This window comes from Pseudochelatococcus sp. B33 (assembly GCF_053570585.1).
Genome location: NZ_JBSEFH010000042.1, coordinates 1 through 25,618 on the forward strand (window position 1 = coordinate 1; position 25,618 = coordinate 25,618).

Annotated in this window: 22 protein-coding genes and 2 pseudogenes; 17 read left to right on the plus strand and 7 right to left on the minus strand. The window is 64.6% G+C overall.

The window, feature by feature from the left end:
- Positions 1 to 286: pseudogene (locus ACUSIJ_RS28050) on the plus strand (cytochrome c biogenesis protein DipZ); the annotation flags it as partial.
- Positions 287 to 313: 27 nt separating this feature from the next.
- Here the strand turns inward: ACUSIJ_RS28050 and ACUSIJ_RS28055 are convergent.
- On the minus strand, positions 314 to 3,187 hold the full coding sequence (locus ACUSIJ_RS28055; protein WP_449311719.1) for an ATP-binding protein: 2,874 nt from the start codon (positions 3,185 to 3,187) through the stop codon (positions 314 to 316).
- A gap of 150 nt (positions 3,188 to 3,337) precedes the next feature.
- On the opposite strand from ACUSIJ_RS28055, the gene ACUSIJ_RS28060 reads away from it, so the two are divergent.
- The 9 genes from ACUSIJ_RS28060 to ACUSIJ_RS28100 all read left to right on the plus strand — a co-directional run bounded on the left by ACUSIJ_RS28060 (position 3,338) and on the right by ACUSIJ_RS28100 (position 11,589).
- A complete protein-coding gene (locus tag ACUSIJ_RS28060; protein ID WP_449311720.1) occupies positions 3,338 to 4,609 on the plus strand; it encodes an epoxide hydrolase family protein in 1,272 nt (423 codons plus the stop codon).
- A gap of 32 nt (positions 4,610 to 4,641) precedes the next feature.
- Entirely contained in the window at positions 4,642 to 5,064 is a 423-nt protein-coding gene (locus ACUSIJ_RS28065) for an organic hydroperoxide resistance protein (protein ID WP_449311721.1), read from the plus strand.
- Positions 5,065 to 5,098: 34 nt separating this feature from the next.
- Positions 5,099 to 6,145: an alpha/beta fold hydrolase gene (locus ACUSIJ_RS28070; protein ID WP_449311722.1), complete on the plus strand. Its 1,047-nt coding sequence runs from the start codon at positions 5,099 to 5,101 to the stop codon at positions 6,143 to 6,145.
- Between the two features lie 61 nt (positions 6,146 to 6,206).
- Positions 6,207 to 6,680, plus strand: coding sequence for a cytochrome P460 family protein (locus ACUSIJ_RS28075; protein ID WP_449311737.1), 474 nt, complete (start codon positions 6,207 to 6,209; stop codon positions 6,678 to 6,680).
- A 61-nt stretch (positions 6,681 to 6,741) separates the two neighbouring features.
- The gene (locus tag ACUSIJ_RS28080) at positions 6,742 to 7,512 is read left to right on the plus strand and encodes an alpha/beta fold hydrolase (protein WP_449311723.1); all 771 of its coding nucleotides are present in this window, start codon (positions 6,742 to 6,744) and stop codon (positions 7,510 to 7,512) included.
- A 99-nt stretch (positions 7,513 to 7,611) separates the two neighbouring features.
- Positions 7,612 to 9,084: an aldehyde dehydrogenase gene (locus tag ACUSIJ_RS28085; RefSeq protein WP_449311724.1), complete on the plus strand. Its 1,473-nt coding sequence runs from the start codon at positions 7,612 to 7,614 to the stop codon at positions 9,082 to 9,084.
- Between the two features lie 68 nt (positions 9,085 to 9,152).
- Entirely contained in the window at positions 9,153 to 9,284 is a 132-nt protein-coding gene (locus ACUSIJ_RS28090; protein WP_449311725.1) for a hypothetical protein, read from the plus strand.
- Positions 9,285 to 9,311: 27 nt separating this feature from the next.
- On the plus strand, positions 9,312 to 10,523 hold the full coding sequence (locus tag ACUSIJ_RS28095) for a DUF3095 domain-containing protein (RefSeq protein WP_449311726.1): 1,212 nt from the start codon (positions 9,312 to 9,314) through the stop codon (positions 10,521 to 10,523).
- A 106-nt stretch (positions 10,524 to 10,629) separates the two neighbouring features.
- Entirely contained in the window at positions 10,630 to 11,589 is a 960-nt protein-coding gene (locus tag ACUSIJ_RS28100) for a hypothetical protein (protein ID WP_449311738.1), read from the plus strand.
- A 326-nt stretch (positions 11,590 to 11,915) separates the two neighbouring features.
- Here ACUSIJ_RS28100 and ACUSIJ_RS28105 read toward each other — a convergent pair whose 3' ends face one another.
- Both ACUSIJ_RS28105 and ACUSIJ_RS28110 read right to left on the minus strand, forming a co-directional pair.
- On the minus strand, positions 11,916 to 12,299 hold the full coding sequence (locus tag ACUSIJ_RS28105; RefSeq protein WP_449311727.1) for a type II toxin-antitoxin system VapC family toxin: 384 nt from the start codon (positions 12,297 to 12,299) through the stop codon (positions 11,916 to 11,918).
- Positions 12,296 to 12,496: a type II toxin-antitoxin system VapB family antitoxin gene (locus tag ACUSIJ_RS28110; RefSeq protein ID WP_449311739.1), complete on the minus strand. Its 201-nt coding sequence runs from the start codon at positions 12,494 to 12,496 to the stop codon at positions 12,296 to 12,298. Before ACUSIJ_RS28110 ends, ACUSIJ_RS28105 begins: the two co-directional genes overlap by 4 nt.
- Positions 12,497 to 12,817: 321 nt before the next feature.
- Between ACUSIJ_RS28110 and ACUSIJ_RS28115 the strand changes: the two are divergent.
- From ACUSIJ_RS28115 to ACUSIJ_RS28130, 4 genes and pseudogenes are all read left to right on the plus strand, one after another.
- Positions 12,818 to 13,018: pseudogene (locus ACUSIJ_RS28115) on the plus strand (FGGY family carbohydrate kinase); the annotation flags it as partial.
- The gene (locus ACUSIJ_RS28120; protein ID WP_449311740.1) at positions 12,978 to 13,418 is read left to right on the plus strand and encodes a hypothetical protein; all 441 of its coding nucleotides are present in this window, start codon (positions 12,978 to 12,980) and stop codon (positions 13,416 to 13,418) included. The pseudogene ACUSIJ_RS28115 and the gene ACUSIJ_RS28120, both read left to right, overlap by 41 nt.
- Before the next feature lie 256 nt (positions 13,419 to 13,674).
- Positions 13,675 to 13,857 (plus strand): hypothetical protein, encoded by a 183-nt coding sequence (locus tag ACUSIJ_RS28125; RefSeq protein ID WP_449311728.1) that lies wholly within the window; start codon positions 13,675 to 13,677, stop codon positions 13,855 to 13,857.
- A gap of 91 nt (positions 13,858 to 13,948) precedes the next feature.
- Positions 13,949 to 14,257: a hypothetical protein gene (locus ACUSIJ_RS28130; protein ID WP_449311729.1), complete on the plus strand. Its 309-nt coding sequence runs from the start codon at positions 13,949 to 13,951 to the stop codon at positions 14,255 to 14,257.
- 499 nt (positions 14,258 to 14,756) lie between these two features.
- On the opposite strand, the gene ACUSIJ_RS28135 is transcribed toward ACUSIJ_RS28130, so the two are convergent.
- From ACUSIJ_RS28135 to ACUSIJ_RS28145, 3 genes are read right to left on the minus strand one after another with little or no spacing between them, the layout of a single operon-like run.
- Positions 14,757 to 15,746: a CBASS cGAMP-activated phospholipase gene (locus tag ACUSIJ_RS28135; protein WP_449311730.1), complete on the minus strand. Its 990-nt coding sequence runs from the start codon at positions 15,744 to 15,746 to the stop codon at positions 14,757 to 14,759.
- A gap of 31 nt (positions 15,747 to 15,777) precedes the next feature.
- Positions 15,778 to 16,272 carry a hypothetical protein gene (locus tag ACUSIJ_RS28140; protein WP_449311731.1) on the minus strand — a complete coding sequence of 165 codons (495 nt, stop codon included), beginning with the start codon at positions 16,270 to 16,272 and terminating at the stop codon, positions 15,778 to 15,780.
- Positions 16,262 to 17,560, minus strand: coding sequence for a nucleotidyltransferase domain-containing protein (locus tag ACUSIJ_RS28145; protein ID WP_449311732.1), 1,299 nt, complete (start codon positions 17,558 to 17,560; stop codon positions 16,262 to 16,264). The genes ACUSIJ_RS28140 and ACUSIJ_RS28145 overlap by 11 nt, the downstream gene beginning before the upstream one ends.
- 132 nt (positions 17,561 to 17,692) lie before the next feature.
- Between ACUSIJ_RS28145 and ACUSIJ_RS28150 the strand changes: the two genes are divergently transcribed.
- Together ACUSIJ_RS28150 and ACUSIJ_RS28155 are read left to right on the plus strand one after the other, a co-directional pair.
- Complete coding sequence (locus ACUSIJ_RS28150; RefSeq protein ID WP_449311733.1) at positions 17,693 to 18,046, plus strand: helix-turn-helix domain-containing protein; 354 nt, start codon at positions 17,693 to 17,695, stop codon at positions 18,044 to 18,046.
- A complete protein-coding gene (locus tag ACUSIJ_RS28155; protein ID WP_449311734.1) occupies positions 18,043 to 18,927 on the plus strand; it encodes an ImmA/IrrE family metallo-endopeptidase in 885 nt (294 codons plus the stop codon). Before ACUSIJ_RS28150 ends, ACUSIJ_RS28155 begins: the two co-directional genes overlap by 4 nt.
- 252 nt (positions 18,928 to 19,179) lie before the next feature.
- On the opposite strand, the gene ACUSIJ_RS28160 is transcribed toward ACUSIJ_RS28155, so the two are convergent.
- Positions 19,180 to 23,949 carry a hypothetical protein gene (locus ACUSIJ_RS28160; RefSeq protein ID WP_449311735.1) on the minus strand — a complete coding sequence of 1,590 codons (4,770 nt, stop codon included), beginning with the start codon at positions 23,947 to 23,949 and terminating at the stop codon, positions 19,180 to 19,182.
- A 513-nt stretch (positions 23,950 to 24,462) separates the two neighbouring features.
- On the opposite strand from ACUSIJ_RS28160, the gene ACUSIJ_RS28165 reads away from it, so the two are divergent.
- Positions 24,463 to 25,539 carry a helix-turn-helix domain-containing protein gene (locus ACUSIJ_RS28165; protein WP_449311736.1) on the plus strand — a complete coding sequence of 359 codons (1,077 nt, stop codon included), beginning with the start codon at positions 24,463 to 24,465 and terminating at the stop codon, positions 25,537 to 25,539.
- The last annotated feature ends 79 nt before the right edge of the window (positions 25,540 to 25,618 follow it).

Below are 25,618 nucleotides of genomic sequence, written 5' to 3' on the forward strand. Positions count from 1 at the left end.
GCTCGACAAGGCGGGCGGCGGCATCGCCTTTCGCTTCAGCGCCCGCGACCTGCATCTCGTTCTGGGGCCCGGCGAGAGCGGCAAGCCGGTGCGCTTCCGGGTGACCGTCGACGGCGCAGCCCCGCAAGCCGATCACGGTTTCGACACCGACGCCGACGGAAACGGCACAGTGACGGAGACGAGGCTGTACCAGCTCGTGCGCCAGTCCGGGGACGTCAAGGCCCGCACATTCGAGATCCGGTTCCTCGACCCCGGCGTCGAGGCCTACGCCTTCACCTTCGGCTGAAACGAGCACCCCCGCCGTTCGGCGGGGCTAACCCAGCGCCGCAAGCTGATGCACGGCTGATCGCAGATCGGCGGTGTCGATGCCCTGCGGGTATCGTTCGACCAGCGGCTGGAGGAGCGCCCGTGCGCCTTCGCCTTCACCGCGGCCAGCCAGCAGGGCGGCGAGATCGATCGACGTACGAAACTCCCATGCCCGTGCATCCTGGCGGCGGGCAAGTTCGAGCGAGCGCCTGAAATAACGTTCTGCGTCGCCGGCGCCCGGCTGCGTGATCGCGAGAGCGAGATCGCCCTTCACACGCAACAGCTCGGGCATGTAGCAGAGATCGCCGTTGGTCTCGACCGTCAGGATCGTCTCATCGATCAGCGCGACGGCCTCGCTGAACCGAGCCGTTGCGGCAAGACCCTGAACGAGGGCGATGCTCAGCGGCGTGCCGAGCAGCTCGTAGGGCGCCGCATGCAGTTCCTCAAGAGCGCGTTGCAGGCTCTCGACCCCGCTTGCCGCGTCGCCCCGGCAGATGGCGATCTCGCCCCTGAACCCGCGCCCCACCGCGAGATAGGGGTCCAGGGAGTGGAGCGCGGCGCGCGAAAACAGGCGATCGATATGCATGTCCGCCCTGTCGAGGTCACCGACCCAGAGTAGCACGGAAACGGCCCAGACCAGGGCGATGGAGAGCGTCAGCGGATGGCCGAGGGCTTCCGCTTCCCCGACCGTCAGCAGCGCGCGCTCAACCGCCCGATCGGGACGGCCGCGCAGCCAGAACGTCCGGGCAAGGATCGCGCCGGCCAGTATCCTGCCGTCGAAGCCAAGATAGTTCGTCGTGACTCGGCCAGAATATGGTCCCTGTCGCAATGCGGCTTCGAGCGCACCCTGTGCGCGGTCGAGTTCTCCGCCGAGATGAAGTGAAATTCCCATCAGCGAATGCGCCAGCGTGGTGGAGGCGGAATCCTCCAGCCTGCCGGCGATGACGGCGCAACGCTCCGCATAGTGCAACGCCGTCCTGAACTCTCCGGTACGCAGATGGAACATCTGCAGCGGGCCCAGAACCTGAATCTGGTCGAGCGCATCCTTGCGCGCCTCGGCAATGGCGAAGCTCCGGTTCAGGGCCACGCGCGCGGCATCCCGCCCACCCCGCGTGAACATCAGGGAGACGCCCGAGGCGGCCTGTAGATGCATTTCCTCCAGATGCATCTCCTCGCCCACACCGCTCGTGGCGTCGTCGAGCGCAAGGATCGCCCGGGCGGTCCAGCGATGACATTCGGTCAGCAGGGACATCGACAGGAACACCGGGGCCGCCGCGGCGGCGAGCCGGATGCCAAGCCCGGCATCGCCGCCGGGTCCGAAGCACCATTCCAGAGCCGTGCGCACGTTGGCGAGTCCATCGAGATGCAGCGCCCGCTGGGCCGCGCTCGACAGTGTCGGCCACTCGGTTCCCGTCTCTTCCAGCCAGCGCAGGTAGTAGGCCGCGTGGCGCGTGGCGACATCCGAGAGTTCCGTATCGTCGGCCTCGCGCTGGAGCGCGTAGGCGCGCGTCGTGTCGAGCAGCCGGTAGCGCATCGTGGCCCCTGCCGGCCTCGCCGCGACCATCGACTTGGCGACAAGGCTGTCGATGGCAGCGAAAACGAGCACGTCGTCGACGCTGGCGCTCGTCGCGACCGCGAGTGCTGCCTCAATCGAGAAGTGGCCGACGAACACGGCGAGCCGGCGCAGCAGCAGCCGCTCGAAGGCGGACAGGAGGCCGTAGCTCCAGTCCAGCGTGGCTTGCAGGGTTTTCTGGCGCGCCGGCGCCGTGCGCTGGCCCGGCCAGAGCAAGGTCAGGCGTTCGTCGAGAAGCGCTGCCGTCTTCTGCAGGCCGTAGCTCACCACCCGGCCGGCCGCTAGTTCGATCGCGAGCGGCACGCCGTCGAGTTTCCGGCAAATGCCAGCCACCAGCGCGGCATCGGCATCATCGAGGTCGAGACGGGCGCCGCTCGCCACGGCGCGCTCCACGAACAGCCGCGTCGCCGGGAAACTCTGCGCGATCGCCGGGGTGAGGTCCGGATCGTCCGGCGGGTATGCGAGCGGCGCCAGCATGTAGACGTGCTCGCCTTCGACGTGGAGAGGCTCGCGGCTCGTCGCCAGAATGTGGGCCTGCGGTGCGGCGGCGTAGATGCGGGCTGCAAGGTCTGCGGCAACGTCGATGACGTGCTCGCAGGTATCGAGGATCAGGAGGACGCGCTTTTCCGCCAGCCAGGCGATCAGGCCGGACACGGCGTCATCCGGCTGCAAAGACAGCCCGAGCATGGAGGCCGCGGTCGTCGCGACCAGATCGGGATCGCGCAGCGCGCCGAGATCGACGAAATGCACCGCGCCGGCGAATCCCTCGATCAGGTCGTGCCCCACCGCCACGGCGACGGTCGTCTTGCCGACCCCGCCGGTGCCGACGATGGTGACGAAGCGCGTGGCGGCCAATTGCGTCGACAGCGCGGCGGCGTCCTCCGCCCGCCCGACCATGCGTGTCAGGCGGCCAGGAAGGCTCACCTGCGGATAGCTCGTCGCGACTTCCGCCTGCGATCCCTCCCGGCGACCAGTACGCGAGATGGGCGCCACGAAGCAGTACCCCCGTCCCGCCAGCGTGGCGATGTAGCGCGCGCCGTCCCTGCCGTCGCCCAGCGCCTTCCTGAGGTTGGCGATGTGGAACCGCAGACTGCCTTCCTCGACGGTAACGTCGGGCCATACGCGGGCCAGCAGATCCTTCTTGCCGACGATCTCGTTGGGGCGCGTGGCGAGCGCGGCAAGAATGTCGAAGGCGCGCGCGCCCAATTCCACCGGCCCGCCCTCCCGCAGGAGGAGCCGCTCGTGCACGACCAGCGTGAACGGACCGAACGAGATCGCGTCGGTCTCCCGCTCCTCCGGCAATGTCATGACGTCATCCCTCACGGCTTCCCGGCCGGACTTGCGGCTGCGGGCAGGCGCTAACGGCACATCATAACGCATAACGGGTGCCCTGGGCGATCTCCCTCTAGGGTCTGGACGGCAGGAACCTCTCTGCCGAACGACCACAGGAGAACGATCATGCCGGCGTTGCCCTATCCGACCACCCGCCGCGCCCTTCTCGCAGGGGCGGCTGCCATCGGAGCTATCAGCGCGCTGCCTCTCGGCAAGGCCATTGCCGGAAGCGACAGCACCATCCGCCCGTTCCGCGCCGACATTCCGCAAGCGGAAATCGACGCGCTTCGTCGCCGCGTGGCGGCGACACGCTGGCCGGACCGCGAGACGGTCGCCGACCGGTCCCAGGGCGCGCAGTCCGCGAAGCTCAGGGAACTCGTGGATTACTGGGGCACCGGATACGACTGGCGAAAGGCAGAGGCGAAGCTGAACGCCTTCCCGCAGTTCGTCACCGAAATCGACGGGCTCGACATTCACTTCATTCACGTCCGCTCCCGCCACGCGAACGCCCTGCCGTTGATCATGACCCACGGCTGGCCGGGTTCAGTCTTCGAACTGCTGAAAGTCATCGGCCCGCTCACCGATCCCGCTGCGCATGGCGGAAACGCCGACGACGCCTTCCATCTGGTCGTACCGTCGATGCCGGGCTACGGCTTCTCGGGCAGGCCGGCGGAGACCGGCTGGGGGCCCGACCGCATCGGCCGCGCCTGGCACGAACTGATGCGGCGTCTTGGCTACACGCGCTACGTCTCGCAAGGCGGCGACTGGGGCTCCGTCATCTCCGACGTCATGGCCCGCCAGGGACACAAGGGACTGCTTGGCATCCACGTCAACATGCCCGCGACCGTTCCGCCGGAGATCGCGAAGGCGCTGCTCGCCGGCGAGCCGGCGCCGGCCGGACTTTCGGCCGAGGAGAAGGCCGCCTACGGGCAGATGGATGCCCTCTACAGGAAGGGCGGCGGTTACGCGCTGATGATGGTCACCCGGCCGCAGACCATCGGCTATGCGCTCAACGACTCGCCCGTCGGGCTGGCGGCGTGGTTCTACGACAAGTTCGCCGACTGGACCTACAGCGGCGGCGATCCTGAGCGGTCGTTGACGAAGGACGAGATGCTCGACGACATCTCGCTCTACTGGTTCACCGGCACCGCGACCTCCGGCGCGCGTCTTTACTGGGAAAACAACGCCAACAATTTCAACGCCGTCGACGTCGCAATCCCCGCGGCGATCTCGGTGTTTCCCGGCGAGATCTATCAGGCGCCGAGGAGCTGGGCGGAACGCGCCTATCACAACCTGATCTATTTCAACAAGGTCGACAAGGGCGGCCACTTCGCCGCGTGGGAAGAACCCGAACTCTTCAGCGCCGAAATCCGCGCGGCATTCAGGTCGCTGCGCTGATCGATCAAATCCTCAGCAAGGAGCACGAGACCATGACCCAGACCGAAAAGGTCCTCTACACCGGCAAGGTTCACACAACGGGCGGCCGCGACGGCCGGGCGCGCAGTTCCGACGGGCGGCTGGACATCCGGCTCTCCTCCCCCGGCAGCGCCGGCACGGGCACCAATCCGGAGCAGCTCTTCGCCGCCGGCTGGTCGGCCTGCTTCGAGGGAGCGATGGCGATCGCCGCCCGCAAGCTCAACGTCACCCTTCCCGACGACGTGGCGATCGACGCCGAGGTGGACCTCAATATCACCGACGGCGCCTACTTCCTGCACGCCCGCCTCAACGTGAGCCTGCCCGGCATCGACCGCGACATCGCCCGAACGATCGTCGAGACCGCGCACCAGACCTGCCCGTATTCGAAGGCCACGCGCGGCAACGTCGACGTCGCGATCGATCTGGTCGAGCCCTGACGGCAACGGCGGTTCACTCAAGGAGACAACCGAAATGGACACGATCAAAGACCCCGAAAAAATCGACCACCGCCGCCGGAGCCTCTTCGGCGTCGCCGCTGCGACGATCGCCCTCGCGCAGTTCGGCACGACCGGCGGCGCAAATGCGCAGGCGGGCAGCAAAGCATCCGTCGGTGCAGGGACTTCCTTCACCGGATTGAGGCAGATCGACGCCGGCGTGCTGAATATCGGCTACGCCGAGGAGGGGCCGGCGGACGGAACCCCGGTCCTCCTCATGCACGGCTGGCCTTACGACATCCACAGCTATGTCGAGGTCGCGCCGCTGTTGGCATCGGCGGGATACCGCGCGATTATTCCCCATCTGCGCGGCAATGGCACCACGCGCTTCCTGTCGGACACGACACCCCGGAACGGCCAGCAGGCGGCGCTCGCCGCCGATATCGTCGCCCTGATGGACGCCCTGAACATCGAACAGGCCATCGTCGCCGGCTATGACTGGGGAGCACGGACCGCCGACATCGTCGCGGCGCTCTGGCCAGAACGCTGCAAGGGGCTCGTATCCGTCAGCGGCTATCTGATCGGCAGCCAGGAAGCCAACCGGAAGCCCCTGCCGCCTCAGGCCGAACTCGAATGGTGGTATCAGTTCTACTTCGCCACGGAGCGCGGCCGGGCGGGCTACGCGCAATACACGCACGACTTCGCCCGGCTCATCTGGCGGCTCGCCTCGCCACGCTGGGACTTCGACGAGGCGACGTTCGCGCGCAGCGCGGCCTCCTTCGACAATCCGGACCACGTCGACATCGTGATCCACAATTACCGCTGGCGGCTGGGACTGGCGGCAGGCGAGCCGCAATACGACGAACTGGAAAAACGCCTCGCCCGTGGCCCCGTCATCGGCGTGCCCGCGATCACGCTGGAGGGCGACGCCAACGGCGCGCCGCATCCGGACGCCGGCGCCTACGCCAAGAAATTTTCCGGCAGGTACGCGCACCGGGTCATCACGGGTGGCGTTGGGCACAACCTGCCGCAGGAAGCCCCCCGCGCCTTCGCCCAGGCCGTCATCGACGTCGACGGCTTCTGACGCCCGGCCTGAATGGAGGCATCCCATGCGACTGCTCGTTCCTGCTTCTCTTGCGGCCGCGATGATCGCGCTTGCGGCGGTCGTGGCGCTCAACGCCGAAAGCGCTCAGGATAACACGGATGCGTCGCCGATCTTCGGCGTCACGATTCCCGAAGGCTACCGGCAATGGGAACTGATCGCGCCGGCGGAGGAGGCGGAGCCTCTGAACGAGCTTCGGGCGGTTCTCGGCAACACCATCGCGATTGAGGCTTACCGCCGGGGAACACTGCCGTTCCCGGACGGAACCGTCCTCGCGAAGCTCGCCTGGAAGCACATCCCGTCGCCCGAATTCGAACCCGCCTCCATTCCCGGCGCGGCCACCACGGTCCAGATCATGGTCAAGGACTCGAAAAGGTACGTGGCGACCGGAGGCTGGGGGTTCGGCCGGTTCATCGACGGGAAGCCGGTGGACGAAGCGCAGCATCGGACCTGCTTCGCCTGCCACGAAGCGCGGGTGAAAGGACACGACTTCGTCTTCACGCGGCTCGCGCCGTAACCGACGGACGACCGGCTGTCACCGCGATCGTCGCCATGCCAAATCATGAAAGGATAACCGCATGATCCCCCGCTCCCTTTCGATTGCCTTGATGGGGCTTGCATTGTCGACGGCGGGCGCCGCATCGCCAGCCTCCGCCGCTGAGGTCCGGAATGTCGTCATCGTCCACGGCGCCTTTGCCGATGGCTCCGGCTGGCGCAAGGTCTCGGATATCCTGACCGCCGAAGGCTACAGGGTCTCGGTCGTGCAGCAGCCGCTGACGTCCCTTCAGGACGATGTCGCTGCGGCGCGCCGCGTCCTGTCGCTGCAGGACGGCCCGACCGTGCTCGTCGGGCACAGCTATGGCGGCATGGTCATCAGCGACGCGGGCGACGACGACAAGGTCGCGGCCCTCGTCTACGTCGCGGCGTTCCAGCCCGAAAAGGGCGAGAGCCTCGCCGCGCTCGCCGGGAGCAAGCCCGTCGCCGGCGCGCGGCCGGACACCATCCGGGCGACGGACGACGGCTATCTCTACCTCGACCCGGCGGCATTCGCCGACGCCTTCGCCGCCGACCTGCCCCGAACCGATGCGGATTTCCTCGCCCGATCGCAGGTGTTCGCGGCGCAGGCCGCGTTCACGGCCAGGGTCGGCGAGCCGGCCTGGAAATCCCGGCCGAGCTGGGCGCTCGTCGCCACCCGGGATCAGTCGATCAATCCCGATCTCGAACGGGACATGGCCCGCCGCGCGGGAAGCCGGATCCGCGAGGTGGCGGCAAGCCACGCAGTCTATGCCGCGCAGCCGGGCGACGTCGCGGCGCTGATCGCGGAGGCGGCAAAAGCGGTGTCGGACTGACCGGCAACCGTGCCCCTACATTCGGATACGTTATCCCGCCATCCGGACATAGCCGGGATACGTGCCCGCATCACTCTCCGCCGGACAGAAGGAGATCCAATGATGCCCGATATCAAGGCAGAGCTTTCACAGAACGTCCTCGAGCGTTTCTACGTCGGCGGTGAGTGGATCCGTGGCCACTCGGGCCAGCGCGTCGCGGTCGTCCATCCGGCGACAGAGGACGTGCTTTTCGATGTACCGCTCGCGGACACGAATGACATGGACCGCGCCGTCGCCGCCGCCCGCGCCGCGTTCGACACCGGTCCGTGGCCGCGCATGAGCGGCGCGGAGCGTTCGCAGGCGATGAAGCGGCTGGTCGAACGCCTGACGGCGCGTGCGGATCTGTTGGCCCGGCTGTGCACTGCGCAGGTCGGTGCGCCGATCTCCTTCGCCGGCAATCTCGTCCGAACTGGGCTCGCGCGATACGACTATTATGCGGCGCTTGCCGCGCACTATCTGTTCGAGGACCGGCGGCCCACAGCCCGCGGCCATGCGCGGGTCCGGCGCGAACCCGTCGGTGTCGCGGCGCTTATTTCGCCGTGGAACGCGACATTCCCGATCATGGCCCACAAGCTCGGGGCGGCGCTTGCGGCCGGCTGCACCTGCATCCTGAAATCGCCGGTGGAGAGCCCGGTCGAGGGGCTCATCGTGGCCGAATGCGCCGAGGAGGCCGGGATTCCCGCCGGCGTCGTCAACGTGGTCACTGCGGACCGCGACGAGAGCGTCTACCTCGTGGCCTCGTCCCTCGTGGACAAGGTCAGTTTCACGGGAAGCGTGCCGGCCGGCCGGCAAATCGGCGCCGCGGCGGCCGACCGTATGGCGCGGGTCACGCTGGAGCTTGGCGGGAAATCGGCAGCAATACTGCTCGACGACGCCGATCTCTCCGCGGCCCTGCCGGCGCTGGCCCCTTTCACGATGCCCTTTGCTGGCCAGATCTGCTTCGCGCAAACACGCATCCTGGCGCCGATGGCCCGCATGGACGAGGTGATCGATGCCTACGTCCGGATCGTCGACGGCCTCAGGATCGGCGATCCCTGGGATCCGCAGACGCAGGTCGGCCCGGTTCTCAACGCGCGCCAGTCCAACCGCGTCCTCCGGTACATCGACCTCGGCGTCCGGCAGGGCGGCCGCGTCGTGACGGGAGGCGGCCGCAGCACGCGCTTCGAGCGCGGCTTCTTCATCGATCCCACGGTATTCGCGGACGTGACCGCCGACATGACGATCGCGCGCGAGGAAATCTTCGGGCCGGTCGTCACGATACTGGGCTATGATGATGAGGAGGATGCAATCCGCATCGCCAACGATAGCGAGCTCGGACTGAGCGGCAGCGTCTACAGCCGGGACGCCGAGCGCGCCTACCGCGTCGCCCGCCGGATCCGGACCGGCCAGGTCGGCATCAACGGCGTCGAACTCGCGCCGTCGGTGCCGTTCGGCGGGCGCAAGTTCTCCGGCGTGGGCCGCGAAGGCGGGCCGGAGGGTCTCGAGGCATTCCTCGAGACCAAGGCCATCTTCATGCCGGCCCCGGCCGCGTGATATCTCCCGCCGCGTCGTGGCGGCTGGCGTCATGACGACAGCGAAAGTGCAAGATCAAGGAGAACGCCATGCGTATGTTCGTCATAGCCCTCGCGGTGGCCGCGCTCGCCGCGTTGCCGTGCGCGTGGGACAGCAACCCGCACGAACCATCCGCGATCGCGACACTCGTTGCCGGGCTCGCCTCTGCACCGCGGCCATAAGCCATGCAGCCGGAAAGAGCACTTGACATGCAGCCTGCCGATCCGGGGGCGGAAGGCTTCTTCAGCGGACTGCCCGCCTTCAGCGACTTCGCGGAAGTCCTTGACAGGAGCCACTACACGCCGGTGCCGGACGGCTGGGCGCTTGCCGTGGCCGACGTCGTGAACTCGACGGACGCGATCCGCAACGGCCGCTACCGGAGCGTCAACATGGTCGGCGCTTCCGCGATCGCCGCCGTCTGCAACGCGCTGGACAGTCATGCGTTGCCCTATGTCTTCGGTGGCGACGGCGCGGTCGTCGCCATCGCCGGCGACATGGTGCCCGATGCGGCAAGAGCCCTAGGCAACCTCAGGGCATGGGCGCGCGACGAGATGCAGCTCGACGTCCGGGCCGCCATCGTGCCCCTTTCCGAGATACGCCGGCACGGCCTCGACGTGCGCATAGGCCGATACGCACCCGGAGAAGCGGTATCCTTCGCGACGTTTTCCGGCGGCGGGGCCGAATGGGCCGAGCGGCAGATGAAGCTCGGCCGCTACGGGATCGCCGCCGCGGCGGCGGGCTCGCGGCCCGATCTCACCGGCCTTCAATGCCGGTGGCGCCCGATCGCCCCGCGCCACGGCGAAATATTGTCCCTGATCGTCCTTCCCGGGCCAAATGCGGGGGAAGGACGGTTCGAGCGGCTCGTTTCGGGCATCATCGCGATTGCCGGAGAAGAGGCGAGGTCCGGACATCCCGTCCCGACGGGCGGTCCCCTTCCCCATCTCTCGCTGGCGTCGATCGAACGGGAGGCGAAGGCGGTCTCCCGGCCGAGGTGGCGATGGGCTGTCCGCATCGCCATTCTCGCGCAAACCCTTGCCCTTTGGCCGGCGCGCTTGCTCCTCAAGGCCTTCCCCGCCGCGTCCGCGCACACACCCGCATCGCTCGCGGTGCATTCGGATTTCCGGAAGTTCGACGACGGCCTGAAAATGACCATCGACATCGACTCCGAACGATCCCGGCGGATCGAGGAACTTCTCAGCCAAGCGAATAGGGAGGGCATCATCGTCCACGGGCTGCACCGCCAGCAGTCCGCGCTGATGACCTGCTTCATGCCGGCGTCGGAACCGCAGAGCCATGTCCATTTCATCGACGGCGCGGACGGCGGATACGCGCTGGCAGCGCAGGCGATTTCCGCCGCCCGAGATATGGCTCCGGTTTCAGGGAACTCGTGCTGCCGTGGATCACGCTCACCCTCAAGCTGACCGTCGCCATGCCCAGGCCGCGCTTCGCTTTCTCGAATATAATCCGCGGTCTCCCTACGCCGATTTCCTGCGTCCGAAAGGCCCCTCGAAGCGGCGCATTCTATTGGTGCATACGTTGCGTAACGCCATTATACCTGCCGCAACGCTGACTTCCATTTCCATTGGCGGTGTATTCGCCGACCCTGTCGTCACCGAGACGATATTCTCGCGGCCAGGCTTGGGGACGTCTGCTGGCGACGAACGTGGTGGTCCGGGTATAGATGGCGGCCTTGTGAATGAGGGCGGTGACCCCGACCGAGTAATCGTTCAACTCGGTGGCCTTGGAAGCCGTATCCCAGCTCTGCACGATCCTGGCCTGATAGCCCCTTCTCTCGGGGAGACGGGTCCATGTTCCAAACCATTCCCATTGGACGAGGTTGCCGCTGGCCGGCACGGGCTCCTGCAGATATTGCGCCGAGAAGGCGGCGGATCCCATGGCGGCGCGCAATTCGTCCAGCACGCTTTGCGGCTCCCGCTCCGGGTGGAGCAGGTCGCCAGCCGAGTGGAAATGGAAGAGGCCCTCGCCGATGGACACCCGCATGTCCTTGGCGGCGATGGCTGCGAGGTTGAGATGGGTCCAGCCTCCGGCCTTGAGCACATGCCCGACCAGATCGTCCACATGGAGGCGCTGCATGACGAGGATGATGGCGTCGTTGAGCTTTTCATCGAGGCGGGGAAGCAACGTTTCGTCGAACCAGTCATTGGTATTCTGCCTGAGCAGGTCGGACCTTGCGTCACCCGCCTTCATGGCGTCATCGATAATGATGATCGAACCGCCGCGCCCGGTCAGGGCGCCGCCCACGGTCGTCGTCAGGCGGAAGCCCCCGCGAGTGGTGCGGACTTCATCTTCGGTATGGGATACCCCTCCCCCTCGGATTCGAGTGCGGCGGAAATATTCGACTCGATCAGATCATCAAGGTGGCAGTCCTCTTCTGAGTCTTGTTGTCGTGCGCCGGACTCGTACACCGTGCATTTACGAATGCCACCAGCGCCGCTGGCGGCGGATCCGTCGACCAGCCACCGATGAGGTTGCTTATATCGAGAAGCCCTGTGCTCGTGATCCATCGCGTACCCGGGCAAGCCGGGCGAGCGCATGGTTCATGTGACGATCTGGTCGAGCCTGACCCGGAAAAGATCGCGCTGCCCGCTATCCAGGCTCGAAGACAATGAGCATGTCCTTGCGTGGTCCCTGATCGAGAGACAACACCGCCACCTTCATGCCCCTGCGGTCCAGGATCCCGCGCCATTGGCTTCCGTCCTCCACGAGTCCACCCGCCGCCAACACCTGCTGATCCTCAAGCCAAGGTCGCCGGATTGAACAGGAGCAGGACGCCGCGCACCTTGTTGGTGACATCAATTCACGGCCGTTGGCGGAGCATGCAGGCGGATACCGGCTTTCCGGGCTGCGCCGATAAGTCTCTTGTCGCGGGTGAAGAGCTCCATGCGCGCGTCGATCAACGTCGAGGCGAGCAGATGGACGTCGGTGTAGCCGATGCCCATGCTGTGCAGTTGGTGGCGCTCCACGACATGCATGACCTCGTCGTGCGTGGCAACCGTGGCCTGCCGCTGGAGAGCCAGAAACGACAGGAACTCCTTGCGGTCATGCGGACTGCCAAGTGCGAGTTCACCCGTCACGAATGGATGGCAGACGAGGATGTCCAACTCGATGATCTGGCGCAGATCGCTATCTGACCGCCGAAGGTGGTCGATCCAGACAGAGGTATCGACGAGGATCACTTTTCGATCGTGCTCCGGCGACGAGGCGCGGCTTCCGCATCGGGCATCGTGCCGCCGAGCGCAATCAGTCGCTTGCCGGCCTCCACCCGTACGAGCGTCTCAAGAGCCTTGCGCACGATTGCATTCGTTTCCTGGACACCGGTCAACGACCGTGCCTTCTCGATAAGACGGTCATCGATGTTGATTGTCGAACGCATCTGGATTCCCCCGATATCGGCATCAAATCTAGCATCAGATGGTGATTGTTTCAATGCACGTGTGGCGGCGGCATTCGACAGACCGCGAGAGGTCGCCCGTGTTTTTACGCGCCAGCATGAGTGCTGGTATATGTGTTTCCTGGCCATCGGCATGCGGGCGATTCTCATGGGCCTCGCCATGAACGTCGCCGGCTGGCGCTCCTGAAAAACGGACGGGGTCTACCCGACAGGAGCGTGTATACAGGATGATAAGAAGCAAGGGGCATGCAAGCCGCAGGGCTTGCGGGCAATCCGGCGGCAGGAACGGTATCGGGGAGGCTCATGCCTTATATTCTGGCGATCGATCAGGGCACCACCTCGTCCCGGGCCATCGTTTTCGACGCGGATGCGCGCGCCGTCGGCGCGGTGCAGCATGAATTCCCGCAGATCTATCCCGCATCCGGCCTCGTCGAACACGATCCCGAGGATTTATGGCGCACAGTTGTCCGCGCGGCACGCGAGGTCGTGGCGAAAACGGGGATCGACGTCGGCGGTTCTCCCGGCGCTGCCCGAAATCACCACCGGCGGCTCGACCGATGTGGGCGACGTCAGCCACAACACGCCCACGGCCATCTTCGCGCTAGCAACCATGCCGATCGGCGTCGGACTGCACACCTGGCCGGTGACCGCGTGCGGGGGCACGAGTATCGGCGACAAGGGCTCGATCTGGTCAGCCGCGGTCATGGCAGGTGTCGGCTACGACCTGATGACGGACGCAAACCTACGCGCTTCCGCCCGCGATGATTTCAGCCGCCGCAAGGCTGGCAGGACCTACATCTCGCCCCTTCCGGAGGGAAGGGTGCGGCCCGACGGCATTCCCGAGCATCTTCTCCTGCGCAACGGACACGACGAACTGCCGGCGGGCTTTCTCCGGAAGGAATAGCGTCAGCAATCTACTGACGGGGCCAGGCAGGCGGACGGCGCCGGCCGTCCGGTTCGATGCTCATCCAATGGCGACCGGGTTGCTGCGCTGCCGCCAGCGTCGAACCGAAACTCGAACGGAGCTACGCCCGGCTATCGGCCTATCCCGCTTTTGGTTCGCCGCGCTATGTCCATGAATTCGGGATCGCGGAGCGGCGCCATGCCAGTCTGGCGGTATCCTTACCCGGTATTATATGTTGAACGGTCGGACACGGGCGATGTCTGGCGCGTTCTCCGCAGCAAACGCGACATCCTGGCGTGGCTTCGGGAACACGACCCGGCTGGTGGAACGCAGGCGCCTGACGATGCCGGAAGTGGGGGAGAAGGGCGAAGTCGTCTCGGCGAAAAACAGGTGCAAGGTTGCCGCCGATTCAATTTATAAACATGGTCTTGCGATCTGAGGCATCGGAGTAAGACATGCGCCCGGGCACCGACATTCCCGCCGATATCCGTGATACCTGCGACGCCTGGTATGCAGGCAGGGATTCGGCGATGTTCGCCATCGTCCACTCACGCCCTTTCAACCCGCGCCAGCTGCTTGCCGAGGTCGAAAGATCGATACGCGAGTTTCCCGCTCCGGAAGGTGGACCGCAGATCAGCCGTCTGAAGCTTCTGCGATCCTGGGCCGAGCTGCAGATCGATCTCGATGCAGCGGAACTGGCATTGGGACGGGCCGTGAAAAAAGCGATCGAGGCCGGACTGCTGCCCGGCGAAGTCGAAGCCATCGTCGCGCGGATAGCACGCCAATCCCAATCGCGGGCAAGAAAGCGTGGCGAACTGCCAGCCACGAACAGGGCATAGCGGATGCTCATGGCTCGGTTTCGGTCATCAAGGCCGGAGAGTGGTTGTTCGTAGGAGCGCGGCCGACTGGCTGAAAAGGGGCCGGTTGCGGACTGGCAGCTTTCGGCCCGGACTAGCGACAAGCGGTCCTTCGGCTGCCGACCCCCATTGTCGCCATTCGGTTTGTTCCAAGCGCTGCCCGAAACTTGCCGTCCTTTTCGCTCGCAATAGACGCCTGGACCGAGGTCGGGAGCTGGTCGACCGCTTCAGGAGTGCGAAGCGAAAATGCAGACCTGATTTTGCGTTCAAACAAAGCAGTTGCTATTTGGACCTCCCCGAGAGTGGCAGGGACGGGTGATAACTGTGTCCGCGCAATCTATCCCTACGGGACGCTCCGGTTTCTCTCCTTCCTTGCATTGGAACATCGCCCTAATGGGCGAAAAGGCAAACGGCTCCGTAGAGCGCGTGGCACAACATAGAGCCGGGTGCGCCCCCAAGTCCGCAGACACACACGGATAAGCTACTTCCCGGAAAAATGCTTCTCACGGGGCAACACCTTATTCCCGAAGAAGGAGGAAATCTCGGTGCGCCTGCTCTCAAAATGCTCCGCAGCCCGGTCCGGCAGGCGGGCAAACGCTTCGTCATAGTCGTCCATCTCGATCGCCGAATCGGCTTCGTCGGGCTCGATACGCAGGCAACGGTCAGGCCCGAGCAACAACTTCGCCTGGGCGGTCGCGTTGTCGGTGGTCAGGAACATCGCCGCCTTGATCGCCTCTCGCCACGCGATCAGCCCCCGGAACACGTCGGGCTTGCGCAGGGCGAAGGGCGCATTGCCGGTGCCGATGCTGAAAATCTCCACTTGGTCGAAACCTATATCGTAGGCGGTGATGGCATCGATGAGTGCGACCATGATCGGATTGTTGGCCCATACGCCGCCGTCGATGAAAATCCGGCCGCTTTCTTCGTGTTCAAGGCCCTTGAGATACGTTGGCGCTGCCGAGGTTGCTCGCGCCACTTTCCACATCGGGGTCGCGTGATCGTTCTTGAAGTCCTTGTGATGATCGGTCTTGAAAACAGCGATTTCCGTCTTCGGCATCATGAAGGCCGGAATGACCAACCGGGTCATGGAGTTGCCGAGAAGATGATCGGTGAACCGGCGCTTCAGGGCCTTTTCCAACTCTTCGTGGATCAGCTTCGGGCCGTTGAGGGATCGCAGGCACCGGCGGACCCGGCCGATCCATCCATCCGGCAGCGGCGGAAATATCTTCCGGCCGTCATCGTGGTAGAAACCGGTGATCTCGGCGGTCGGTATGCCCAGCCCCAGGCCAAGGGCGATGATGCCGCCGGTCGATGTGCCGGCAATCATGTCGAAATACTGCGCCAGCGGCGCGCCGCCGCAGAAATTCTCTTCACAACGCCGCAGGATTTCGGCGGTGTAGATGCCCCTGATCCCGCCGCCATCGAGCGAGAGGATTTTGAACGGCCTGTCCGCCGGCCAGGGCTGGCGCACGCGGCGGGTCGGCAGGCTGTTGGCGCGGCGGTCAGTGAACATCGGCCTTCACCTCCCGGATGATCTGCGCGTCGGCTGCGTGCATGCGCGCTACGCTTTCGTAGCCGACACCGGGCGCGAGCCATGCGCCCATCAGGTGCCACAGCTCGTAATAGGCGAGCCATTCGGCGGTCCAGTGGATAGTCGTCTCCGCGATCAGGCGCGCGGCAGACCACTCGCCGCCCTCGGGATCAAACAGGCACAGGCCGGAGCTGGGGGGATCGTTCGCATCGTAGATCAGGTGCGGGATTTCGGCGAAAGTGCCGCCCGGCCGCGGCTCCAGCGGCGGATCGATCACCATCACATAGGGCAGCGTCATCGCGCCCGGCTTCCAGAAGAGGAATACTTCATAGAGGCGGGCTTTGGGCCGCAGTGGCCCCCGCCATACCAACGTACCGTCCCCCAGTCTCCTCCCTTGGAAGTCCGGCCACTGGCCGGACATCGCCTTGAGCTGGGCATCGGGCGAGCGCGCGCCGTCAGTCTTCATCCGGGCCGTCCGTCGGCGTGCCGAGGATGAAGGGATGGAAATTGTGGCGCGGCACTTCACGCAAGCGCTCCGGGGCGGCAACGACGGCCGGCGCGTAAATGCCGCCGGTGCGCGGCGCCGAAAGCACCGGCGCCGCCCGGTCCCGCCGGTCGTAGCGCGCCATTAGGATGGCGCGCTGTTCCCGGCCGATCCGCTCGCCGAACAACTCGTCGATCATGTTGGCGATATCGGTCAGCGACGCCCTCGCCATGAATTCCAGCCGTGCCGCAAGGTGCTCCAGCGCTTCGGCCAGCGCGTTCATGTCGGCAAGGCCGGCGGCATCGGCCTGCGGCCAGCGGTCATTGATGCGGTCCGGCGGATAGGAGGGGTTTTCTTCGCGCGGGCGGGTGTCGTCCGCAAGATGCTGGCGCATGATCTTCGCCGTGCTGTCGGCCAAGGCATAGAGCTGCGCGGTGAGGCCGAGCGGGATGTACCCTACGCAGCCGGCGCGCTTAGTCAGGTAGATGGAAGGCGGGCGCGACAGGGGCAAGCCCTCGTAACGCAGGTTGCGGTACCGCTTCAGCAATTTGAGCGCGACGGCCTCCTGCACGTCGATCGCACTGGGGATGACGGGCGGCAACTCATGCTGCTCGGCCTTGGCGACAACCAGCCGCTCTTGCTCGTCGAGATAGCGCAGGCGGTTTTTGGAGACCGCGCCGCGATGGCGCCGCAGGGCTTCCGCGAAGAGTTCCTGACCGACGCCGACCTGACCCCGGAACCAGTTGGTGAACCCCCACGGGTTCGACGGAACCCGCAACGCCGGACCGGTGTCGGGCGAATGGAAAATTTCGCCGGCCCTCTCCACGGCGAGACGCTGCCGCCGGTCGAGGATCGTGACGTCCATGTGCATGAACGGAAACTGGAGCTGCACGCAGCGGGTGCAGCGCACGATCTTGGTGACGCCCGGAAATCCCTGCAACGATTCTTCCAGCAGGTCGAGCGCCCGGCTGTTGTCCCAGTTGGCGGGCACGTCGATCTCGACGATGGCGTCAACGTCGAAGCGGTCGTCATCCGTCCCGCTGAGGATGGTCGTGCTCGTGGCGATCGAGCCCTGCGCATAGATCAGGCTGACGCCGTCGATAAGATACGGCGCAAGCGGGCTGCCGCGGCGCTCAAGATGGGTCTTGAGGCGGCGGTAGCGGTTTTCGGCGACCTTGCGGTCGTGCGGGCTGAGTTCGATCAACGCCGCCACATCGAGAAGCACCTCATCGAGGGCGTCAGTCTTATGAAAAGGGTCCGGTGCGGACATGTCTTTAAGTTCCTTCTGGAGTGGCGGGGCCGACCGGATTTAGCTTGCTCATGTCGGGGAAGACATGAGATACATGTCTATAAAAATAGAACGTCGGTCAACAGGCGTCAAGTTTATCATGACGGAGAAGACATGACCGATAGTGAAAGCCCCAGCGATATCTTCCGCGAAAGGCTGAAAAGTGCCCGCGAATTAAGGGGTTACAGCCAAGAGCAGCTTGGCGTGCGCGCCGGCATGCCGGCCAGCTCCATCGCTCATTTCGAGACCGGCCGTAAGCCGTCCTTTGATTCGCTGCGGCGACTCGCCAATGCGCTGGAGATTACCACGGACTATCTGCTGGGGCGCGTGGACAGCCCGGAACTGGCGCAGGCGGGCGACCCCCTTTTCCGCGACATCGGCAAGCTGACCGGCAGCGACCGCGAGATCGCCAAGGACTTTCTGGAGATGCTCGCCAAGCGCAACGCGAAGAAGGACAGGGATCCGTGAGCCGGATATTCAGCCTGAAACTGGCCCGGCAGACGGCGGAAGCATTCCTCCGGGATGAGGGCATTTCGACGCTGCCGGTCGACCCTTTCGCGATTGCGGAGAGCCGTGACATCGTGGTCCAGGGCAAGCCCGCGGAACATGACGGCGTGTCCGGGATGCTGCTACGGCACGGCAATGATTTCGGCATCGTCTTTGCTACTCATATTCGGAGCCCCGGCTTTCAACGCTTTAGCGTCAGCCATGAACTCGGCCACTATTTCCTGCTGGGGCATATCGACCAAGTCATCAAGGACGGTATCCATGTCTCGCGTGCCGGATTCGTGACGAACGACCCTTATGCGCTGGAGGCGGATCATTTCGCTGCCGGGCTTCTGATGCCGGAAATGCCATTTCGCAAAGCGATGGACCGGTTCGATCCCGGTCTGGATGCGATCAACCAGATGGCCGAGTTGTGCGTGACCTCGCGCACGGCAACGGCCATTCGATTCGCGGAACTGTCCGATGCTGCCGTCGCTGTCATCGTTAGCACCGGCGGCATCATCGATTACTGCTTCATGTCGGACGCCATGAAATCGTTGCCGAAACTGGACTGGATTCGCAAAGGTACGCCGCTGCCGACGGGCACCGCGACGGCAACGCTCGCAGCGGACGCGGAGCGTGTCTCTGCCGGCGATAGACTGAGCGATGAGACCGATGTGCGGGACTGGCTCGGAGGCACTACACGCGCGGCCGTCTGGGAGGAATCCGTCGGCCTGGGGCGCTACGAAAAGATTCTAACAGTCCTTTCTTCAAAAAGCATCGGTCAGGATGACGATTCCGATGACAGTGAACATGATGAAGACAGCCTCATCGAGAGTTGGACGCCCCGTTTCCGGCGATAACGAAGTAGACACCTAGGTACGACCCGCATGGAATTTAACACTTCATCTTATTTCTACCGAAGGATAAATCAGGTGCGCTGCCAGCGAGAAGCGAATTCTAACGTTACCGATTAGCGCCGAGTTTCTGCGCTTCGACAATGTCCGGTTTGGGCATCCGCCTTAAGGTCTCGAACGACCAGTTTGGCGGTGCAAAGCTTACAACGCGTCGCGAGAACGCACAGAAAGACGTCAAGCTAACGTTCATCACTTAGATTATTGTATGAGCTTGGGCAAGTGGTAGAACAGCCGGCGCATCGACGGCCAGCCAGCGCCGACGAAGACCTCAAGCGTGTCGACTAGGGCCGTGCGGCGCTGGGAATCGTCGAAGATCTCCTTGTGATCGGCCAGGAAGCGCCCGACGAGCTTGACCATCAGTTCAGCGGCCATGTGCTCGAACTGGTAGCCAGTCTTCTGACCTCCCTGGAGAACGGCCGTGGCGATGAGGTCAAAGACGCCACCGGGGTCGGCCTCAATCAATTGTTCGAGGAGTTGGACGAGATAATAGACCGTGTACGGCCCGCCATGCTCGCCGATCTGGCGCAGGATCGGCGCGGTTTCATGCAGGAAGATCGCCGCGCTCTCTGGCGTCAGTGGTGCAGGGTTCTTGTCCCCGTGCTGGAAGGCGCCCGAGCTGAAATAGAGCTGCTGGCACGCCGTATCGATGATCTGCATCGCTTGGCGCGCGCGCGCCGTGTCAGCCTCCTCTGGCGCAGGCAACGTCTTGTAGTGGTCCACCGCTTTGCCCGCTTGCGAGACGGCTTGCGCCAGGAGGTTGATCGCAAGCGGGCGCTGGACGGCGAAGTCCGCCTTGTCCTTGGGGTGAAGCCCCACGGTGAGGGTCGGCCGCAGCCATCGGATCGCGTCGCGAACCTCTTCAACGTTGTCGCTCGTCTGTGCGAACCAAGCGCGGACCCGTTCGGCTGCATCCTCGAAGCCGAAGCGGAACCAGAATTGAAGCGTTATCTCGACCAAGTGCTGACGAATCGAGGTGTTACGCGGATCGCTTGCAGGGAACCGTTCTACCAAAGGTAGAACGAGATCGGCAACCTCACGCGCCGCGTCATACCATTGGACCCGAACCAGAGTGTTACACATGAAGGTATCGAGAACGCTTCGATTTGCCTCCGTCTTGACAAGCCGGGTAGCGCGAGTCCAGAAACCGGCCCGATCAATGTCCCAGATACGGACTAAATGAATCGCAGCGTTCATTCGAACGGCAGGGTGGGGATCTCTCAACATGCGGTCGATCAGGGGCTCGAGGCTTGGATAGACCTCAGGCCGTTTGAGGCAGAGATCGAGCGCCGCCTGCACCGCTTCCAACCGGGCCGAGGGCGAGCCCCAAGATGGAGATTCTTCGAACTTCCTCTCCGTGTCCGGATCGACCTCGGGATTGCCGAGCCGGCTCGCATCCTCGATCCATTCGACTAGCTGTGTTACCAGTTCAGGCAACGTACTAGTCCCGATTTGGTCGCTGTTGACGAGCTTGTGGATGCCCTGGGCGAACGATCCCTCGGCGTGATGGAGCAGACTCCGATCGGGGATAGCGCCGTCGGTCAGCCGGCTCCTGAGTTTCCCAAGTGCATCGAGCGCGGCGTTGAGATCGCCCGGCGGTTCGTTATCACCGGCCTTCAGGCGAAGCTGCTCGCGGACGAAATCAATGTCGGCGATGGCTTCCCGAACGGCAGGATTGGCCTTCCCTTCCTGGTTCAGCCACTGATAGTCGTCATCGCCATCCACGTAGCCAACACTCATGCTGTAGAGGCGATTATTGGTTGTCTCGCCTTCGGGCACCGCGATCGCCAATTCGCGGGCGGCGTCTGTGGCCAAGCTGTCCGTTCCGATCGTCCCGAAAAGCCGCCGAAGGAAGCTCTCCTTTGCCGCATCGGGATGAGCGTATTCATCGAAGGGGCGATTTAGGAGTTCAGTCTCCAGGGCGCGACGCTCCGCTTCTGGGAGCTCGTCGTACTGGACGGCGAGGAGATCAATTGCGTCCTTTCGTGTGTCGGGCGTGATCAGGAAGCCAGGCTGCTTCGCATAGGGTATCAGTCGCTGGGCCAACGCGCCGCCGCGAGCAGCGCCGGCCATGAAGAGCCGCGACCACAAGACCGCCAGTCGACACCGGGACGCCGCAAAGTCCACGGCGGCCAAAACACCAGCTTCGTCGCCGGTCTCAAGCCAGGTCAGGAATTGCGAGAGAAGCTCGTCGGCGTCGTGTGCATGTTCAGAGTGCGGCTCATGCGCCCAAATGTAGCTGTAGTCCGGCTGTAGGCGGACCACAGCCTCCTCAACTGTAATCTCCAACTCATCCAGTCCCTGCGAGTGAGAATGCGCCCGGGCGATGTAGCCCTCGACCGCCAGCAGCAGGGCTTCGGTCGCCTCGACAGGTGATGCGGCCAGGAAGCGTGGGAAGTACTCCTTCAGCGACCATCGGGCCGACTCGAAATCCTGTCTGGCGTCCGACGTCAGGTTGAGGATGCGGCTGTCACCGATCGACGTCTGGCGGTCTTCGGCCACCTGTCCGGCAAACGCGCATTCGTAGACCTCTGCGGCGAACCTCGGCGAGATATGGGCGATCGGCTCGATTTTGCGCGCGAGAGCCGGCACCTCCTGAGGTGCAAAGCGGTCGAAACGGTCGTGAGAGAGCGCTTGGCGCAGCAGCGTGACGGAGGCTTCAACATCGGTTGCGATGGTGTCAGCGACGAAGCCGATCGCCGGCGTCGCGAGGCTTTGCGACTCCTCCAGCGTGTAGCCATGGGCCAGCAGCGCGCGCACCGCGGAGCCTAGGTCGGCGCGCAAGGCCGCGTCCTCTACGCGGTCGATCAGCATAAAGGCCATCATGCGCAGGACGCCTACGATGGCCGCTGGCTCGGCCGACAGCTGAAGCTCAAGGTGGACCCATGGTGCCAGCGCGATGCTAGGCTCGTCTTCCACCCGCACCGCCATGGCGCCCGCGACGTGCGGCAGAGCGGCGACCGCGGCGGCGGAACCGGCGTTGACCATCGCCGCGAAGGCATAGATGTCCTCGGCCGTGACCGGCAGCTCCGCGGCCATGCGGGCAGCGATGCTGCAAATGACCGGATCGCAGTCTGCGGCGCCGAGCAGAGTGCCGACCGCCATCCAGAAACGGTCGTGAGCAGCGCCCTCGGCCCATAGCGACTGCAGCAGAAAGCCCATCGCCGGTGCGAGGACTAGGCCGAGCCCTTCGACTTTCGGGAAGGTCGCACTGCCGGCCGCGACGGCGTCAGGATCGAGAAACACCCGGCTCGCGACGTAGTCGAAGAGAAGATGGTGGCGGAATTGCACCGACCGCTCTCCGTTGGTGACCACCAGCACGCCCTCGCCAGTGAGGGTGTCAAGGATGGTCGGATTGGCAACGGCGACCTTAACCCGTTGAGCGCGCAGGGCTCGGTTCGTGACCATCTCTTCGACGACGGTGTGGAGGCAGACCTCAGCCGCCACTCCGTGACCCCTGACGCGCCGGTCCCAATAAAGGTCGAGCAGGGAGATCTGGGAGTCGATGGCGGTGAAGTCCTGGCTAACCGCACCAGTGGCTACCAAGTCCGCGAGCAGTCGCGTATTGAACGGCACCGCGGCCAACTCGCGCAGCTTGGCGCTGCTGTGCTTGAGTACGTCGGCCAAGCGCGGCGCGCACACCAGGAGTTCGGCAAACTCGGCCTCAGACCAAGGAGGGACCTGGATGTGCCGGACGTTGTCGAAGCCGTCGCCTTGAAGCGCCTTGTTAGGAGGCGTTCCCTTGAACAACGCACGGAAATTGTGCCCAAGGCGAAGATCGAATGTGCGGATCGAGGCGACCACGGTCCAGCGTCCGCCAAGTTCAATTACCGACTCGCTGAGCCGCTTAAACGCCGCCTCGCCAGATCCGCCACGGCTGGCGTCCAGAGCGTCGATCAGAAGGAAGGCCGGCTCTGGCCCGTCCCAGGCGCCAAGGACGGCGGGAAGATCATGCTCCAGCTTGAGGGTGCGGGAGAGGCCTTCTAAGGATTCGACTGAGAACCGATCCACTGCCAGCTGGACGACGTCATGACCTTGCGTTCGGAGCGCACGGCCAAGCGTGTTGATTACTGCACTCTTACCGGCACCGGGCTCCCCGATCAGAAGTAGATTGCCGCTCAACGCTGCCGCATTTACCGCAGCTTGGCAGTGGCGAGCGATGCCTACTGGCACACCCATCTCGGCCTCGACGACCTCCAGGCCAGCCAAGGTCTGTTCGATTTGCAAGGAATAGGTCGTGAGTGCAGCGAAATCTTTACGGAAGTCGGGTCGCGCGGCGAGCCGAGCCCCGCGGGCCATAAGGTCGGCGCGAAGGGTGGGCAAAGTCCGGCCGCCCCGGGCGCTCATCAAGTCCCCGGCAATCCGCTCCAGCAGGTTGAAACCGGACGGTGCGTCGGCAGCCTTTTCAAGCGCTGGTGCAAGCGTCGCGATCCAAGCCAAGCGATCGACGCCCTCAGGATCGATCGTATAGATGTAGGTCAGGCACGAGATAGACTGCAGGATCGCTTCAGTCAGGGGTTCGCCAGATGCCGACACCGTCCAGGCGAGACGGACGCAGGCGTCGAACTGGCTAAGCGCCTTGGTCTCTGAAGCGGTGAGCACCGGGGCGCCCGGTTGCCGCCTGGCCTCCAAAGCTTTGGCTAGATTGACCCGCGTCGTAGCCGGCGAACCGGGTCCGACCGCGATCACCAAGCGGTCCTTGGTTTGGTCGAGGGGCCGGTTCCAACCTAGGTCGCCCGCGCCGTCTCGGCACAGGCACCACTGGCGAACGATCTGATCCACTGTCTTGCCAAACTCGCTGGTCAGATTATCCGACATCGACAGGGTGTTCTTGGCCTGGGCGGAGATAACCCCGCTATCAGAGGTCGTTGCAAAGGCATCGTCTAGCGGCGCTTCGGTCTCCATGCGGATCGAAGTGATCGTCGCATTACCGAGCTGAAGCCGCGGATCAATCGGCGTCTCCGTCAGCATCCACATTCCGAACAAGCCACCGAGACTCTGCTGGAAGTTGATCCCCGACGCGGTTGCGTTGCCGCCCCCCGTCGCAAGAGTGCGCAGCGCAATTGTTTTTGATTTCGTAGGCCCAGTTTTCGACATCGTTGGCAAATATAGGAAACGACCGGCAGTAGCGGAACAGCCAAGATTGGAATCGCCTGTGGATGCAGTTGTCCAGCAGCTTCGCCTCATATGCTCGCTGGACATGGCGGTCTAGCGCCCTCGTCCCGCCCTCGGACAAGCGTCGGCTCGTGGCGCAAGTAGAGCCAATAATTCGGCCTTAGCCGATGTCCGCTTCGGAGATGACGGCAGAAGCCGCCGAGCGACTGAGATGGGGGCGCAAAGCGGCCTCCGGTCGAGGGATTGCGCAGCGGCAGCTATGGGCCGATCATGTTGGTGGCGCGACAAGCATCGGCGTTGAAGACGCCGCCGAGGCGTGTGGGGTCAGGGTCCTTTGCGGGATCTCGTAAACGGCGATAGTGGTAATGCATGATCTCCCTCCCGCCGCCCTTCGTGATTGCGTTGCTGCTGGCCGTCCTGCTCTGCCTTGTCGTGGCGCGAAACGACAGCGGCCGGCGGCCGGTCATCGTCTTTCTCTGTGCCTGTATAGCGCTGGTGGTCATTGTCGGCCTGCGCTGGACCTTCGAGGCCAAAATTTTCCGCTTCCTGCAGCCGGTGGTGGCGGCGCTGCTGCCTCCTGCTGCGTGGCTCTGCTTTTCGGGATTGCGCGGGACGATGCAAGGTCCGGTGTGGCCCCATTTCCTGCCTGCTGGATTGGTGCTCGCTCTCTCGGCCCTCTGGCCGTGGTTGCACCCGCCGATCGATGCCTTGCTGGCCATCCTGTTCTTCGGTTATGGGGCGCTGCTCCTGCGACGCGGCCTCGCCGGGCCGGACAGCCTTGCGGGTGCACGACTGAGCGAAGCGCCGCAGGCAGGCAGGGCGGCCGCGCTTGCAGGTGCGCTGCTCCTGTTGTCGGGACTTGTCGACCTGGCCATCGCGCTGGATTTCGGTCTCGGCGACGGCAGCCATGCCAGCCGGATCGTCAGCGCGGGGAACATGATGGTGCTGCCGCTGCTCGCCTGGGCCACGGTGGTGATGGCCCGCAGTGCGCCCCTAGCCGAAGCCGCGCCCCCGATTGCCGCCGTCGACACCGAGACCGGGCCAGATGCGCCCGGCCCCGACGACGACCATGTCCTCGCCGAGGTCGATCGGCTCATGGCCGAACGCAAACTTTATCGCGATCCGGATCTGACGCTGGACCGGCTCTCGCGCCGCCTTGGCATTCCCGCCCGGCAGGTTTCCGGCGCGATCAACCGCAAGCTCGGCCGGAACGTGTCGCAGGCCATCAACGAATGGCGGATCCGCGAGGCGATGGACCTTCTCGTGCAGACAGACCGCCCCGTGACGACGATCATGTTCGACTGCGGCTTCCAGACGAAATCGAACTTCAACCGGGAGTTTTTGCGCATCGCGGGCACCACGCCCAGCGGGTGGCGCAACGGGGAACGGTCGAAGGTCAGGACCCCGGTCAGCGGGGAGGCAGGGATTGTGCCAGAAAGCCGATGATCGCAGCAGTGATCTCCTCATGGATCGCCGCGCGGTCGCGTCCGCCGCCGTCACGGCAGACGATCCCGTCACCCGGGTC

Bases quoted from the DNA above. Each gene is read 5' to 3' on its own strand.
- ACUSIJ_RS28055 (WP_449311719.1), bottom strand. From the start codon at position 3,187: ATGACATTGCCGGAGGAGCGGGAGACCGACGCGATCTCGTTCGGTCCG.
- ACUSIJ_RS28060 (WP_449311720.1), top strand. From the start codon at position 3,338: ATGCCGGCGTTGCCCTATCCGACCACCCGCCGCGCCCTTCTCGCAGGG.
- ACUSIJ_RS28065 (WP_449311721.1), top strand. From the start codon at position 4,642: ATGACCCAGACCGAAAAGGTCCTCTACACCGGCAAGGTTCACACAACG.
- ACUSIJ_RS28070 (WP_449311722.1), top strand. From the start codon at position 5,099: ATGGACACGATCAAAGACCCCGAAAAAATCGACCACCGCCGCCGGAGC.
- ACUSIJ_RS28075 (WP_449311737.1), top strand. From the start codon at position 6,207: ATGATCGCGCTTGCGGCGGTCGTGGCGCTCAACGCCGAAAGCGCTCAG.
- ACUSIJ_RS28080 (WP_449311723.1), top strand. From the start codon at position 6,742: ATGATCCCCCGCTCCCTTTCGATTGCCTTGATGGGGCTTGCATTGTCG.
- ACUSIJ_RS28085 (WP_449311724.1), top strand. From the start codon at position 7,612: ATGATGCCCGATATCAAGGCAGAGCTTTCACAGAACGTCCTCGAGCGT.
- ACUSIJ_RS28090 (WP_449311725.1), top strand. From the start codon at position 9,153: ATGCGTATGTTCGTCATAGCCCTCGCGGTGGCCGCGCTCGCCGCGTTG.
- ACUSIJ_RS28095 (WP_449311726.1), top strand. From the start codon at position 9,312: ATGCAGCCTGCCGATCCGGGGGCGGAAGGCTTCTTCAGCGGACTGCCC.
- ACUSIJ_RS28110 (WP_449311739.1), bottom strand. From the start codon at position 12,496: ATGCGTTCGACAATCAACATCGATGACCGTCTTATCGAGAAGGCACGG.
- ACUSIJ_RS28125 (WP_449311728.1), top strand. From the start codon at position 13,675: ATGTCTGGCGCGTTCTCCGCAGCAAACGCGACATCCTGGCGTGGCTTC.
- ACUSIJ_RS28130 (WP_449311729.1), top strand. From the start codon at position 13,949: ATGTTCGCCATCGTCCACTCACGCCCTTTCAACCCGCGCCAGCTGCTT.
- ACUSIJ_RS28140 (WP_449311731.1), bottom strand. From the start codon at position 16,272: ATGAAGACTGACGGCGCGCGCTCGCCCGATGCCCAGCTCAAGGCGATG.
- ACUSIJ_RS28145 (WP_449311732.1), bottom strand. From the start codon at position 17,560: ATGTCCGCACCGGACCCTTTTCATAAGACTGACGCCCTCGATGAGGTG.
- ACUSIJ_RS28150 (WP_449311733.1), top strand. From the start codon at position 17,693: ATGACCGATAGTGAAAGCCCCAGCGATATCTTCCGCGAAAGGCTGAAA.
- ACUSIJ_RS28160 (WP_449311735.1), bottom strand. From the start codon at position 23,949: ATGCTGACGGAGACGCCGATTGATCCGCGGCTTCAGCTCGGTAATGCG.
- ACUSIJ_RS28165 (WP_449311736.1), top strand. From the start codon at position 24,463: ATGATCTCCCTCCCGCCGCCCTTCGTGATTGCGTTGCTGCTGGCCGTC.